We start from the raw sequence: 14,045 nt of genomic DNA, 5'->3' as shown, positions 1-14,045 counted from the left end.
GCTAAACCTTCCACTGCTCGATTCTTTGCGCTACAAACTGGCTGCGGAACGATGCCTCCGGTGTAGTGACATGCAGGTATACGCCGTTAGGCAGCAGCTCTCTCGCTTTGACGTTATCCCTGAGCGTCATATTCAGGATTTGAATGATACTCTGCTGCAGCTGACGGTCGAAGACAGGACACATCAGCTCCACTCTGCGCGTTAAATTACGCGACATCCAATCGGCGCTGGATAGCCAAACATCCGCCTTTCCGCCGTTTTCGAAATAGAAGATACGGGAGTGCTCCAGAAAGCGGTCGACGATCGATATGACACGGATGTTATCGCTTAATCCTGTTACGCCAGGGCGAAGACAGCATACCCCGCGCACGATCAGGTCGATTTTTACCCCGGCCTGTGAAGCGGCGTACAGTTCATCCACCATTTCCTGATGTGACAAGGAATTAATCTTAGCAATAATACGCGCTGGCTTACCCTCGAGCGCGTATTTTTTTTCCCTGCGGATGAGCTCAAACAGCTTTTCGCGCATATCGGTCGGCGCAACGCCGAAAGCCTGCCACTGATGCGGCGCGGAATACCCCGTAATTTCATTAAACAACGCAGAGGCATCCTCGCCGATGACCTGGTTGGAGGTAAACAGTCCAATATCGGTGTACAGCTTTGCCGTGCTGTCGTTGTAATTCCCCGTCCCGACATGCACATACCGCCGCAGTCCTGTTTCCTCTTGACGGACGACCAGCATGATTTTCGCATGCGTCTTCAGACCGACGAGACCGTAAACGACATGACAGCCGGCTTTTTCCAGCTTCCGCGCCCAAGCAATATTGCGCTCCTCGTCAAATCTCGCTTTCAGCTCAACTACCACCGTAACCTGCTTCCCCGATTCCGCCGCATGGGCCAGCGACTGCACTAATAACGAATTGCCGCTGACACGGTAGAGCGTCATCTTGATCGCCAATACGGAAGGATCATGCGCGGATTGATACAAAAAGTCGTTCACCGCGTCGAACGATTCAAACGGGTGATACACAAGCACATCGCGCTGCTGAAGCACCGTGAACATATCCTCTTCCGTTTTGAATTCCACCGGGTATCGCGGAGTAATAGGCGGATACCGCAAATGATCCTTGCCGGAAAGAGACATGGAAAATTTCATAAAGTACGTTAAATCGAGCGGCCCGTCAATTTCGAATACGCCCTCGCTCAGCTCAAATTCCTCCTGAAGCGTCTCCAGCGCCCACGGATGAATCCCCTTCTGCACCTCCAGCCGAACCGGGGCTCCCCAGCGGCGCTTACGCAGCTCCTTCTCGATTTCCTCAAGAAGGTCCTCCGCGCCCTCTTCGTTCAGCGTCATATCCGCATTCCGGGTCAAACGGAAGGCGTCGACGGCAACCGGAGTGTATCCGCTAAACAAGGTATGAATATGCTGCTTAATTACATCCTCCAGCATGACGAATTCCAGCTTCTTGCTGTTCGTCCGCATCGGCACCTGAATCCAGCGAGGAAGGATGGAAGGAACTTGAACGATTGCAAAATACGGCTCGCTGCAGGCTTCGTCGCTGTTCTTGCACAGCACAACCGACAAATAAAGTCCAAGGGTATGAACCAGCGGGAACGGACGTGACTGGTCAACGGCCATTGGCGTTAATACCGGAAAAATGATGTCGTGATAGTATTCATCCATCGCCTTCTGCTGTGAATGATTCAAATCGTTATAAGAGGTGAAGACGATGTTTTCCTTGGCTAGCTGCCGCATCAAATCACGGTACGTTTTATACTGCTCTCCGATCATGAGCGATGTGCGGGCCATCAGCTTCTTTAAAAGCGCAGCAGGCGTATATCCGGTAAAATCCTTCTTCGTATAACCCGCTTTAATTTGATCGCGGATCCCTGCCACACGAACGCTCATAAATTCATCCAAATTGGATGAAACAATGGATAAAAATTTAATCCGTTCGAGCAGAGGCGTCTCCGGGTCCTGCGCCTCTTCCATCACTCGACGGTTAAATTGAATCCAGCTTAAGTCGCGATTAATATATTTAGACGAAACATCCTTTGGAGTGATTTGATTTTTCATGCTGTTCCCCCTTACTTCGACGCACGACGACATTGATAAATAGTATTCTTGGAGGAAATCCGAATATCCTGCTGAACTGTGTAAATTTAACATTTGAAGCGATCATGATACAATAATGATTGTTCGACTTTGCTTAAAACGGAGGGATCTATGGATAAAATAACCGTCAACCGCATCTTGCGGGGGCTGTGGGTCGCACTCGTGCTTGTCATCATTGGATTTGTTATGTATTTTTCCGTTCCGCTTGTGTATCCCTTCCTCATTGCCTGGGTCGTTGCGTATATGATGAATCCTTTAGTTAACGCCCTGCAAAAGCAAGGAAAAATGCCCCGCTGGCTTTCTGTAACTATCAGCTTATCGATTTTTCTTGGGGCCAGTATCACCATTATCAGTCTAGCCATCACAAAGCTGATCGCCGAAATCGGCTACTTAGTTCAGTCTGTGCAAAGCTATCTCCGGATCTGGATCGATGAATTCATCTTATTTATTAATTCCGAATTTATCCAAGATATTATTGCGCAGGCCAATACCTTCTATACGGAAAATCCCGGCTATCAGCAGGCCATACGGGACAACCTGACGAGCCTTTCCAACAAAGCGGCAGCCGTTGGCACGATGCTCGTTGACACTTCTTTTGACAGTGTATTAAAAATGATCGCATCTCTTCCCAACATTTTGGCCGTACTGGTCATCGTTGTGCTCGCCAGCTTTTTTATCAGCAAGGACTGGTACCGCATTATCGATCTTATTTCAGGTATGTTTTCAGAAAAAACAAGCCGTTCCGCTAAAACGGTTTGGGACGATTTACAAAAAGCGTTATTCGGCTATCTTCGTGCGCAGTTCATCTTGATTTCGATTACCGCAATCGTCGTGATTCTCGGCCTGCTCATACTTAGGGTTGACTACGCCGTTACGATTGGGCTGCTGATCGGACTTGTTGACCTGATGCCTTATCTGGGCACCGGTGCCGTATTCGTTCCATGGATCGCGTTCAGCTTTTTGTACGGAGACATGCCCTTAGGCATTGGGCTTACGATACTGTACAGCGTAATCCTAGTTGCTCGTCAAACGCTCGAACCGAAGGTGCTTGCCTCTAGCATCGGCCTGGATCCACTAGCTACATTAATCGCACTCGTTGTTGGCCTTAACTTGTTCGGCTTCCTTGGCCTTATCATAGGGCCGGTCACACTCGTCGTATTGATGGCCTTCTACAGGGCAGGGATTTTCCGCGACATTTCACGGTATATCATGGGCGGAACGGCGAGATAGCTTTCGTCTACTTGCGCCATTGAAAAAATTGAAAACGCCCTTGAAGAAGACGCTTGCTGATCAATGCTCCAATCCAGTACCGATGAAAGGGCCGGGTTGCCGGGAATACGAGTGTAAAGCCTAAAATATCCGTTAGAAACCCCGGAGTCAGCAGCAGCAAGCCGCCGGCAAAAATACATATTCCGTCCAAGATGGACGACGCAGGGACACGACCAACCGACATATCGTAACGGGCGGCCTCCCAAACGCGTCGTCCTTCTCTTTTGGCCAAAAATGCACCTACAACACCTGTTAAAATAATTAGCGCGAACGTTTGCCACCCGCCAATCCAGCTTCCCACCGTGAGCAAACCTACGATTTCAAGCGCAGGCACAACAATCATGATCAGCAGCAAAATTCGAAACATCGGCGATCCCCCCGTCCCCTATTCCTTCTGTAACCCCTTGTAAAAGCAAAAAACGGGCCAGACTTTAACGTCTGTGCCCGTTTGGATGTGTCAAAGAATACATTAATGTGCTTTTTTACCCGAGTAGATTACGCCTACTTCGGCATAAACGGACACTTCGCTGCCTTCAACCAGCAGCTCAGTCGCTTTTTCCACACCAACGATGACTGGAATCCCCAGATTAAGACCAACTACCGCGGAATGCGAAGTAATGCCGCCTTCTTCGGTAATTACAGCAGCAGCCTTTTCAAGTGCAGGCATGAAGTCCTTTGTTGTTGCTGGAGCGACTAAAATCGAGCCCTCCGTTACGCGCTCAACAGCTTCTTGTGCCGTGCGAGCAATAACCACTTTACCGGAAGCCGTCTGTGTGCCGATTCCTTGGCCCTTCGCTACCATTTCGCCAACCTGATGAACCTTGATCAGGTTCGTTGTTCCGGAACGGCCGACAGGAACGCCTGCAGTAATGACCACAAGATCTCCCGGGTGAACTTGTCCGGTTTTCACTGCGCTGTCCACAGCCATCTCGATCATGCTGTCCGTAGTATCAGCAACCTCACTGCGAACCGGAGTTACGCCCCAAACCAGGCACATACGGCGCATTACGCGATCGTTCGGAGTTACCGCAATAATCGGGCTCTTCGGACGGTATTTGGACACCATGCGCGCTGTAAAGCCGCTTTCCGTCGGAGTAATGATTGCTTTAGCATTCAAATCAAGCGCAGAGTTCGCAACCGCTTGAGAAATAGCCTCTGTAATCGTCGTTTGCTGCGCGCTGCTTTGCTTCAGGAAAATCTCGCGATAAGCAAGTGCCTCTTCCGCTCTCATTGCGATCCGGGACATCGTTTGAACCGATTCAACCGGGTATTTACCTGCAGCGGTTTCACCGGAAAGCATGATTGCATCGGTGCCGTCGAAAATCGCGTTCGCTACGTCGCTCGCTTCCGCGCGTGTAGGACGCGGGTTGCGCTGCATCGAATCGAGCATCTGCGTTGCCGTAATAACCGGCTTGCCTGCAAGGTTACATTTTTGAATCATGCGCTTCTGGACAAGCGGCACTTCTTCCGCAGGAATTTCAACGCCAAGGTCGCCGCGGGCAACCATTAAACCGTCAGAAACTTCAAGAATTTCGTCGAGGTTATCAACGCCTTCTTGATTTTCAATTTTCGAGATAATTTGAATATGCGATGCATTATGCTTTTCAAGCAGCTCGCGGATTTCAAGCACGTCTTGAGCTTTACGAACAAACGATGCCGCGATAAAGTCAATGCCCTGCTCGATACCGAAAACGATATCCGCTGCGTCCTTCTCTGTCATACCCGGCAAGGAGATTTTAACGTTCGGCACGTTAATCCCTTTGCGTCCCTTAATCGGTCCGCTGTTTACAACAGTACAAATGATATCATTGCCGCGAACTTCGTTTACGGTCAAGCCGATCAAACCGTCGTCAATCAAAATCGAGGAGCCCGGACGAACGTCATTAGCCAGTCCCGAGTAAGAAACCGATGCGCGCTCTCCGTCGCCGATAATTTCCTCTGTCGTCAAAATAAACTGCTGTCCCTGCTGAAGCTCGATCGGCTCTTCCTTCAGCTTGCCAAGACGAATTTCCGGGCCTTTCGTGTCAAGCAAAATCGCAACTGTTGTGCCGAGCTCCTGGCAAACTTGACGGATATTGCGGATCCGGCCGCCATGTTCCTCGAAATCCCCGTGCGAGAAATTCAATCTGGCTACGTTCAATCCGGCTTGGATCAGCTTCTTCAGGTTTTCCGGCGATTCCGACGACGGGCCGATGGTACATACAATCTTTGTTTTGCGCATGGTTCTTAAAGTCCTCCTCCGAATGGCTAAAGCGTTTCGTATATGTAACTTCCCACTTTGCGGAATTTATCGTAACGGTCATTGCGAAGCTCGTCCGCCGACATTCCGATTAATTCGCTTAAGTGTCGTTGTAACGCCAGTTTCATTGCTTCCGCAGTTTTTTCGACGTCCTTATGGGCGCCTCCCTGCGGCTCCGGCACAACTTCCTCTATTATACCAAGAGCTAGTATATCCGACGCTGTGATTTTCATCGCTTCTGCAGCTTCATCTGCTCTTCCAGCGTCCTTCCATAGAATGGAAGCCGCGCCGTTAGGCGTAATCACAGAGTAAATTGAATTTTCCAGCATTAGCACGCGATTGCCCACGCCAAGCGCAAGCGCACCGCCGCTGCCGCCTTCTCCGATAACAACGCAAATAATCGGCACGCCAAAACGGGCCATTTCGAGCAGGTTGCGGGCGATCGCCTCGGACTGGCCTCTCTCTTCCGCAGCCTTACCAGGATAAGCGCCCGGCGTATCGATAAAAGTGATAATCGGCCGCTTAAACTTGTCCGCCTGCTGCATAAGCCGAAGTGCTTTCCGGAAGCCTTCGGGATGAGGCATGCCGAAGTTTCTGGCGATATTGTCCTTCGTATCCTTACCCTTCTGATGTCCTACTACCGTTACCGGAATCCCATGAAGGGTCGCGATGCCCCCGACAATTGCAAGATCGTCACCAAATAACCTGTCCCCATGAAGCTCAATAAAATCGTCAAATATGTATTGAATATAGTCCAAAGTCGTCGGCCGCTGGGCATGCCTTGCGAGCTGCATGCGCTGAGCTGCGGTCAGCTTCCCATACATCTCCTGCTCCAGCTTCACATACCGCTCCTCAAGTCTAGCAATTTCGTCAGAAAAATCAATTCCTTTTTCTTCGCCGAATTTGCGTAATTCATCAATTTTTGCACGGAGCTCGACGAGAGGGAGTTCAAAAGGCATTTCGTTAGCCATGAAGCGCCTTTCCTCCTTTCACCGCATGCATCGACAGCAGCTGGGCCAGAACATTACGCATGTCCTTGCGTTCAACCACTTTGTCCACCTGACCATGCTCGAGGTTAAACTCTGCTGTTTGGAAATTCTCCGGCAGCTTCTGACGGATCGTCTGCTCGATGACGATTCGGCCGGCAAATCCAACGATCGCCCCCGGCTCCGCCAAGATAATATCACCTAGCATCGCGAAGCTCGCTGACACGCCGCCAAGCGTTGGGTCGGTAAATACGGAAATAAACAAACCGCCCTGCTCGCTGAAACGCTGAAGCGCTGCGCTTGTTTTCGCCATCTGCATCAAGCTTAGGATACTTTCCTGCATCCGGGCGCCACCCGATGTGGAAAAAACTATTAATGGGTAGCCCTTCTGCGCTGCTTTTTCGATCGCATTGGTAATTTTTTCCCCAACAACTGATCCCATGCTACCGCTAAAAAAATCAAAGCTCATGACCGCTACAACGACAGGAAAACCGCAAATTGTTCCCTCTCCGGTAACAACCGCATCCTTCAATCCGCTCTTATCCTTCTGCTGCTGCAGCTTTGCCGCATAGCCCGGAAACTCGAGCGGATCGACGGAAACCATGTTCGAATCGTATTCGAAAATACGGCCGTCATCGAGCGTCATGCCAATTCGCTCGTAAGCGTTAAGTTTATGATGATGTCCGCATTGCGAACACACTTTCAGTTGCTTTTCAAACTCTTTGCTCGTTTGAATCGTCCCGCATTTCCCGCATTTGTTCATAATGCCTTCCGGGATATCCCGTTTTGCGCGTTCTGCCGGGATGGTGGCGTAACGTTTTTTCGTTTGAAACCAGTCTTTTAACACGTCGACACCTCTCATGGCGTTAATTTCGGCTCGTAGCTGCCTCGATGAAAAACGCCGCTTCCTTCGGCCTGAGCCTGTACAAGTATGACTATGAATGTAAGATCGTGCTTAGAACTTCCTGCACTTCATCCAGCTCACCCTCGGGAACAAGGATCTCATACTGCTGATTGGTTAAGTTAATCGGACGGACCTGTACAAGGAATCCTTCATCGGTCAGTCTGCTGCGTATACGATCTGCGATTTTTTGAGTCGGAGCGATATAGATTACGGTCCACATTGACCTTCTTCCCTCCTGTAAGTGTCCTTCCGCATGTACATTGTTTCTATGATAACATATCCCTCTTTTTACCCGCAAGGAAGAACGAACCCCTTCAAAGCCCTTGCGGCGCTTGGAAGGATAGGATTCCATGCTTATTCGCAGTCTGCTTCCTGTAGAGGGATGATTTCCCTTCATTCAGGGGATAACACCATTAGCAAATTATTATTTTCTGCTTAAAACTTCCTATTCTGCCCATGAAAGAGGTGCCATCCGTGTCCCGTCAGCCTTCTGCATCGCTTTCCGATTGGATACGCGACCAGCTCTCCTCGCCCGAAACGTTATCCCAAACGGTGGTGCGTCAGGGCGGCTCCGAAGTGGCCATATCGTACATTAAATATGCCGCAGACGAGTCCAAGATTCAGCAGCAATTTATCCAAGTCTGCTTCAGTCTTGCTTCACAGCTTTCATTTGAGCAATATATCAAATCCCTTCCAAATAAGCTGGAGCCCGCCAATCAAGAAGAGGCTCTCCATCAGGCGCTTGCCGGAGCAGCCATTATCGAGTTCGGATCGAGAAGCTATGTCGTAGACATTAAAAAAACGTCAAAGCCGCCCAAAGCCGAGATGGAAAAGGTCATCCAAGGACCACAGGCAGGCTTCGACGGATCGCTTGAAACGAACTTGAACCTGCTGCGCTCACGTTACCCTCAAGCCAGTCTTACGATGGAATCCTATAAGGCGGGCAGTCTCACCCAAACGAACGTAACAGTTCTTTATGATAAGAAAAAGGTGAATGAAAAGGCACTAAAAGCGGTTCAGCAGGCCATTCAGGGCGTAAAAGCTGAGGTCATCATGTCCCTTAGCGAGCTGGGCAATGAATTCACGAAAAATAAACGGACCTTGTTTCCAACCTCCCTCGTAACCGAGCGGCCCGATCGGGTCGTGCTGAACCTTGCACAAGGCAAGGTTGTGCTATTGATGGAAGGAACGCCGTTCGCACTGATCGTACCGGCGGTTTATTACGATTTTATTTCCTCCATGGAGGATCGTTACCACACCTATTGGGTTTCCCATTTTATTATTCTGCTTCGCTATACCGGACTTTTTATTACCGTGCTTCTGCCTAGCTCATACGTCGGGATAACCGCTTATTTTCCGGAGCTCTTTCGGGTGCAGCTCGCTTTATCTATCGCGGGAAGCCGGGCGGCTGTCCCTTATCCGGCGTTTATGGAGGTGCTCTTTATGCTTCTCATGATGGAGATGCTGACCGAGGCCAGTGTCCGCCTCCCAAAGGTTATCGGCCAAACGGCAACAACGGTCGGCGGTCTGATCCTCGGACAAGCCGCAACCGCTGCGGGACTTGTATCCAATATTATGATTATCATCGTTGCCGCCGTCGCGATCGCCAATTTTGTTATACCTATTAATGCAATGAGCTTCTCCATACGCGTCAGCAAGTACATCGTACTTGTCTTAACCGTGCTCTTCGGAATGATCGGCCTGCTGATGGGCTTTATCGGATTGATTGCGGTCTTAACCAGCCTAGACAGCTTCGGCCAGCCCTTCCTCAAAATTTTTCCGAATGAATCCGTAAAGAAAAAAACGTAACTCAAGGAGGGACAGGGAATGGGCAGATATTTCTACTATCTTGTTATTTTAAATATGCTTGTCAACGTATTTGCCTATGTCCCCTCTCTCCTGCTCGAACACCGTTATGAAGGCTCGGTAGCCGCCATTCCGATCGGCGCCCTGCTCGGCTCGCTGCTTATGTTTGTTTTTGTATGGTCCATGAACAAGTTTCAGGGGATGACGCTTCCGGAAATTTTGAAAATCCAGCTCCCCCGGCGTTTAGCTTGGCTGCGTCATCCGCTGCTTGTTTATGTAAGCGTCATGTGGTTTTTCGCCGGACTGTTAACCCTGCTCGCCTTTAATGATGTCACCTACCGTTATATCAATCCGGAGGTTTCAGAGCTTCAATCGATGGCAGCCTTTCTCATCTTTCTTGCCTTTCTGCTGTGGATCCTTTCCACGGAAAAGCTTCTTTACCTGCTGGAAATTATATTGCTGCTGAACGTACCGTTCATTTTTATCATCCTGTATCAAGCGATACACAGCGAGTATTTATCATGGCACTCGATAACCGAGGTCGCCACGCATATTGTCGATGTCCCGAATATGGCTGCTGTCGCTGCCGCCACCTTCGTTTTTTCAGGCTATACCAACCTTATTGTTTATCATCGGGTGTTTTCTCAAAAAATCAGTCTTAAACGGATGAGTATCCTCCCATTTCTCGGCATGGCCAATTTGTTGACAACCTTTTTTATTCCTATCGGGATGCATGGAGCGGACGGCGTGTTCGATTACACCTTTCCTTGGGTTGCAACGGCGGATTCTCTGCGTATCGAGCTTGGTCCAATTGAACGGATTATCGCCCTCTTTCTCCTGCTGTATGTCGGTATATCGCTCACCAGTGTTGCCATTCATTGGCATATAGCAGTGGTCGTCCTCGGAAATTTACTGTCCGGAAGTAAAAATCATGGTGAGGCTGCCCCGGCTGCCAAGAGGTGGATCATCGGCGGCTTTACAGCTGCCTCCCTCTATATCGGCTCTTTGTTCAATGAGAAGCATATTTTCACCCTTGGCGAGGTCTGGCTCAGGCTTCGGCTCCCTAGCGAGCTCTTTCTCGTAACTATTGTTTTTCTGTTAGCAAGGAGGAAACGAAACAACCATGCCCCCGAAGATGCGCCAAATGTATAGAAGGTACCTTTGGGCTGGACTCAGCCTTCTTCTGCTGCTTTCGCTCGGCGCGTGCGGCTACAAAGACATCGATAAACGTTTTTTTGTCGTTAGTATCGGTATTGACAGTACGGATCACAAAGAAAAGAAATATAAGGTTCATTTGAAGCTGGCCATCCCTGCCTCGGAAGTAAAGGCCGGTTCTGGAAAATCGATTCTAATGACGGAGGATTCCCATTCCATTACGGAAGCGGTACGCGTAATTAAATCGAAGGTAGATAAAGAGCTCGACTTCAGTCATGCCAAGGTGATTATCATCGGCCAGAAGGCAGCTTCCAAGAACATGAAGCAAATGATCGATTGGTTTGTCCGAAGACGTGATATACAGAAAATTGCGTGGGTCGGTATCGGTAAGCCGGATGCGGAGAGTGTACTGAAGCTAAACCCGGAATCGGAGCGGATTCCATCCAATACTCTATTTTTGATTTTTGGAGAAAGCGGCACGGAAACCTCTTATGTCGTTTCCGAGTATTTATTTGATTTTCGCAAAAGGCTTTACGAACGGGGGCTGGACCCGATTCTGCCGCTGATCGAGGTCAGCCAACCAAAGCATTTTACGATCAATCAAGCCGTCGTATTCAATAAAGAGAAGAGCAAGCTTGTCCTGGAAAAGCAAAATACGAAGCTCTTTAACATTCTCTCCAACCGTATCGCCAAAGCGGATTTTCGCATTTCCGATCAGGGGAAAACGTTTTTCGTTAGCACTAGCAATGCATCGGCCAGCTATCGCTTTCAATTGGATCCAAGCGGAGCTCCGATGCTGCTCGTCAAGCTCCAATTAAAAGCTAACATTGAGGAAGCGCATGATCCGATTTCAAACCAAAAGCTGAGTCAATACGAGCAAGCAGCGGAGAAGCAGCTGGCTAAGGAAGTGAAAGCGTTCCTTGAAAAGCTGCAAAAGCAAAACCTTGACCCGCTTGGCTTCGGTCTCATGTACCGCTCCCAGAGTTTTTCCTCCCGTGACTGGGAGCAATGGAAGGAAATTTATCCTTCCTTAACATTTGAGGTGCAGGTTGACTATAACATTCAAAGCACGGGCGGAATTCGATAATCAACCGCCCTTTTTCTCTGTTCTGTCCCTCTGCTTGTCCAACTGTGCAGTTCTTATCGAGCCCTTCCCTGCATAAATAAAAAATACGAGCTTTTTGGACGGCAGCCTTCCTTCCTCACCATTATAGCCATGCCGTCATAAAATGAAGCTTAACACGAATACGTTTCAAAACTTCATTTCGTAAGGTTGGTATAGAAAGCATCGGCAAATCGCAGCAGGCTCAGGAACCCCTTGAGCTCCATTCGCGTCTCTGCGGTTTCTTCGAAAAACTGCTGCTGCCAGCGGAATCGCAAACGATAAGCTACTTTGAACAGATAAGGAGAGATCCCTATTGGCGAAGCCCCAAACCATCCTTTTTGACCTGGACGACACGCTTTCGCATTGCAACAAATATTTTGATCAGGTTAGCGAGCAATTTTCAGCTACGATGAATGACTGGTTCGGGAGCTACTCGGTTTCCCCGGACGAAATTAAAGATAAGCAGGTCGAAATCGATTTGACCTATGTGAAGCAGTTCGGCCTCACTTCCGAGCATTTCAAACGTTCATTCGTCGAAACCTATTACTACTTTTGCGAGCAAACCGGTAAAAAGGCGGAGCCGGAGGATGCCAGTTATTTAACGAACCTGGCCATGAGCGTCTACGACCAGCAGTACGAGCCATACCCTCATACGTATGAAATTTTACAGTCTTTAAAAGAAGCCGGTCATCAGCTGCATTTGCACACCGGAGGCGAGGAGCATATCCAAAAAAAGAAAATCAGCCAGCTTGAGCTCGCCGCTTATTTCGGAAACCGCATTTTTATATCCAAGCATAAAAATACGGACGCGCTGCGCGGTATTTTAGATACACTGCAATGTGATAAAAAAACGACCTGGATGGTAGGCAATTCGCTGCGCACCGACATTTTGCCTGCGCTGGAGCTGGGCATTAACGCCATCCACATCCCGGCCGAGAACGAATGGGAATATAATAATATCCGTATCGATATTCAGCATGAAGGCATTTATGAGACCGTCCCCTCCCTGCTTGATGTGCCTTCCATTCTCGCAAAGCACCAAAACGAATAAACCTATTCATATTGAAGGTAGTAAAGGAAGCGACCCCGCTTCCTTTTTTGCAGTTTATATCGCTGGGACAATTTGCAATCCTCTGTTATGATAAAGTGAAATGCAATGACGCGATCGCTGTACATGATCATAAAGGCAGGGAACCTATTTTGAGTGCTTACCAGTGGCTTTATACGTTTATCCGCCAGCACAAATCGGATGTCATCGAATATTGGCTATCGGAAATTTCCGGGCAATACCCGGGCCGCTACGATCTGGATCGTTTAGAAGAAAACGGGGACAGCTACTTTGACCTCGTTATCGATCTTACAATTCCCGTGGTTGAGCACCCGCTTTTCCCAATCATCCCACGAATGAGCCAGTATCACGCGGAACAAGGCACTCCGCTCACTCATCTTTTGAGCAGCTCGCATATTTGGAGAAAATCCTTCACTTTCATTTTAAAACGCTTCTTAGAATCAGTTCCCGTTTCAATTACGGAAGTTATGGATGTTTATTCGCAGATCAACAGCCGGATCGACGAGTTGCAGCAGAAGATCGGTGAAATTTATTGGGAGCGTTCCAATACGCTTGCGGCCAGACAGGAGGAAACGATCAGCATGCTTCATAATGATCGGCTTCAGCTCCTGGGCAAAATGTCGGCAAGCATGGCCCATGAGCTGCGAAATCCACTGTTTGCTATGGAAGGCTTCATAAAGCTGATAGAGTCCGTCATCGATCAAGAACCGTCGAATACGCGAAAAATCAAATCCTATCTTGCCGTCGTGAAGGAAGAATTCCGCAACCTGTACAGCCAGATCACGAGCTTTTTAAGCTTTTCGAAAAACAGCGGTGTAGACGAGCCCTTTATTGTCTGCGACTGTACAGAAGTGATTGAATCGGTGCTTGATCTCAGCGGTCCGAGGCTGAACAGCGAATCCATCGTCGTCAAGCTCAATTTGCAGCTTAACTTCACGATCACGATTCAAAAGGTAGGGCTTCAGCAAGTGCTGAGTAATGTTATCCACAACAGTATCGATGCCCTTGCGCAAAATAAAGGGGATAAAATTCTTTCCATTCATACTGCGGAAGATGAAGTCAACTACTACATCGAGATTATGGACAACGGCCCCGGGATCCCGGAAGAGCTGAGGAACAGTCTTTTTACCCCCTTCGTCACGTCAAAGGAATCCGGGACAGGACTCGGCCTAGCGATTTGCAAGCAAATTATGAGCAAAAATGTAGGCGACATTACGTGTATGAGCGAGCCCGGAAAAACCAAATTCGTATTATCCCTAGTCAAAAATTGCGGAAGCTGTCAGACGCCTGTCGAAGCTTCCTGATTTGCAGTGCTAACCACTCATCCAATCTATATCCATGAAAAAAAGCGAAGACTCCAAGTTGCGGAGCTTCGCTTTTTGCTGTGTTCTTGTCC

12 protein-coding genes are annotated in these 14,045 nt (G+C 48.9%); 6 read left to right on the top strand and 6 right to left on the bottom strand.

Annotated features, from left to right (window positions below; translation table 11 throughout):
- Position 1: 1 nt before the first annotated feature.
- Positions 2-2,077 carry a polyphosphate kinase 1 gene (ppk1, locus tag GQS10_RS17690; protein WP_166244632.1) on the bottom strand — a complete coding sequence of 692 codons (2,076 nt, stop codon included), beginning with the start codon at positions 2,075-2,077 and terminating at the stop codon, positions 2-4.
- Positions 2,078-2,227: 150 nt separating this feature from the next.
- On the opposite strand from ppk1, the gene ytvI reads away from it, so the two are divergent.
- Positions 2,228-3,346 carry a sporulation integral membrane protein YtvI gene (gene ytvI, locus GQS10_RS17685; protein WP_166244630.1) on the top strand — a complete coding sequence of 373 codons (1,119 nt, stop codon included), beginning with the start codon at positions 2,228-2,230 and terminating at the stop codon, positions 3,344-3,346.
- A gap of 7 nt (positions 3,347-3,353) precedes the next feature.
- On the opposite strand, the gene GQS10_RS17680 is transcribed toward ytvI, so the two are convergent.
- From GQS10_RS17680 to GQS10_RS17660, 5 genes are all read right to left on the bottom strand, one after another.
- Positions 3,354-3,752, bottom strand: a complete 399-nt coding sequence (locus GQS10_RS17680; RefSeq protein ID WP_166244628.1) for an FxsA family protein — start codon at positions 3,750-3,752, stop codon at positions 3,354-3,356.
- A gap of 102 nt (positions 3,753-3,854) precedes the next feature.
- Positions 3,855-5,606, bottom strand: coding sequence for a pyruvate kinase (pyk, locus tag GQS10_RS17675; RefSeq protein WP_166244626.1), 1,752 nt, complete (start codon positions 5,604-5,606; stop codon positions 3,855-3,857).
- A 26-nt stretch (positions 5,607-5,632) separates the two neighbouring features.
- Positions 5,633-6,595 (bottom strand): acetyl-CoA carboxylase carboxyltransferase subunit alpha, encoded by a 963-nt coding sequence (locus GQS10_RS17670; RefSeq protein WP_166244624.1) that lies wholly within the window; start codon positions 6,593-6,595, stop codon positions 5,633-5,635.
- Positions 6,588-7,457, bottom strand: a complete 870-nt coding sequence (accD, locus tag GQS10_RS17665) for an acetyl-CoA carboxylase, carboxyltransferase subunit beta (protein ID WP_166244753.1) — start codon at positions 7,455-7,457, stop codon at positions 6,588-6,590. Before accD ends, GQS10_RS17670 begins: the two co-directional genes overlap by 8 nt.
- A gap of 88 nt (positions 7,458-7,545) precedes the next feature.
- The gene (locus GQS10_RS17660) at positions 7,546-7,734 is read right to left on the bottom strand and encodes a glutamate decarboxylase (protein WP_166244623.1); all 189 of its coding nucleotides are present in this window, start codon (positions 7,732-7,734) and stop codon (positions 7,546-7,548) included.
- 236 nt (positions 7,735-7,970) lie between these two features.
- Between GQS10_RS17660 and GQS10_RS17655 the strand changes: the two genes are divergently transcribed.
- From GQS10_RS17655 to GQS10_RS17635, 5 genes are all read left to right on the top strand, one after another.
- Complete coding sequence (locus GQS10_RS17655; RefSeq protein ID WP_166244621.1) at positions 7,971-9,323, top strand: spore germination protein; 1,353 nt, start codon at positions 7,971-7,973, stop codon at positions 9,321-9,323.
- A gap of 18 nt (positions 9,324-9,341) precedes the next feature.
- Positions 9,342-10,472, top strand: coding sequence for a hypothetical protein (locus GQS10_RS17650; RefSeq protein ID WP_166244619.1), 1,131 nt, complete (start codon positions 9,342-9,344; stop codon positions 10,470-10,472).
- Complete coding sequence (locus GQS10_RS17645) at positions 10,465-11,562, top strand: Ger(x)C family spore germination protein (protein ID WP_166244617.1); 1,098 nt, start codon at positions 10,465-10,467, stop codon at positions 11,560-11,562. Before GQS10_RS17650 ends, GQS10_RS17645 begins: the two co-directional genes overlap by 8 nt.
- Positions 11,563-11,893: 331 nt before the next feature.
- On the top strand, positions 11,894-12,631 hold the full coding sequence (locus GQS10_RS17640) for an HAD family hydrolase (RefSeq protein ID WP_166244615.1): 738 nt from the start codon (positions 11,894-11,896) through the stop codon (positions 12,629-12,631).
- Between the two features lie 11 nt (positions 12,632-12,642).
- A complete protein-coding gene (locus GQS10_RS17635) occupies positions 12,643-13,953 on the top strand; it encodes a sensor histidine kinase (protein WP_166244613.1) in 1,311 nt (436 codons plus the stop codon).
- Positions 13,954-14,045 lie beyond the last annotated feature (92 nt).

The organism is Paenibacillus turpanensis (assembly GCF_011421635.1).
Taxonomy (GTDB): Bacteria; Bacillota; Bacilli; order Paenibacillales; family YIM-B00363; genus Paenibacillus_AK; species Paenibacillus_AK turpanensis.
Note: the sequence above shows the minus strand (reverse complement) of the source record. Positions and strands in the feature narration are given on the sequence as shown.

Bases quoted from the DNA above. Each gene is read 5' to 3' on its own strand.
- ppk1 (WP_166244632.1), bottom strand. From the start codon at position 2,077: ATGAAAAATCAAATCACTCCAAAGGATGTTTCGTCTAAATATATTAAT.
- ytvI (WP_166244630.1), top strand. From the start codon at position 2,228: ATGGATAAAATAACCGTCAACCGCATCTTGCGGGGGCTGTGGGTCGCA.
- GQS10_RS17680 (WP_166244628.1), bottom strand. From the start codon at position 3,752: ATGTTTCGAATTTTGCTGCTGATCATGATTGTTGTGCCTGCGCTTGAA.
- pyk (WP_166244626.1), bottom strand. From the start codon at position 5,606: ATGCGCAAAACAAAGATTGTATGTACCATCGGCCCGTCGTCGGAATCG.
- GQS10_RS17670 (WP_166244624.1), bottom strand. From the start codon at position 6,595: ATGGCTAACGAAATGCCTTTTGAACTCCCTCTCGTCGAGCTCCGTGCA.
- GQS10_RS17660 (WP_166244623.1), bottom strand. From the start codon at position 7,734: ATGTGGACCGTAATCTATATCGCTCCGACTCAAAAAATCGCAGATCGT.
- GQS10_RS17655 (WP_166244621.1), top strand. From the start codon at position 7,971: ATGAAAGAGGTGCCATCCGTGTCCCGTCAGCCTTCTGCATCGCTTTCC.
- GQS10_RS17650 (WP_166244619.1), top strand. From the start codon at position 9,342: ATGGGCAGATATTTCTACTATCTTGTTATTTTAAATATGCTTGTCAAC.
- GQS10_RS17645 (WP_166244617.1), top strand. From the start codon at position 10,465: ATGTATAGAAGGTACCTTTGGGCTGGACTCAGCCTTCTTCTGCTGCTT.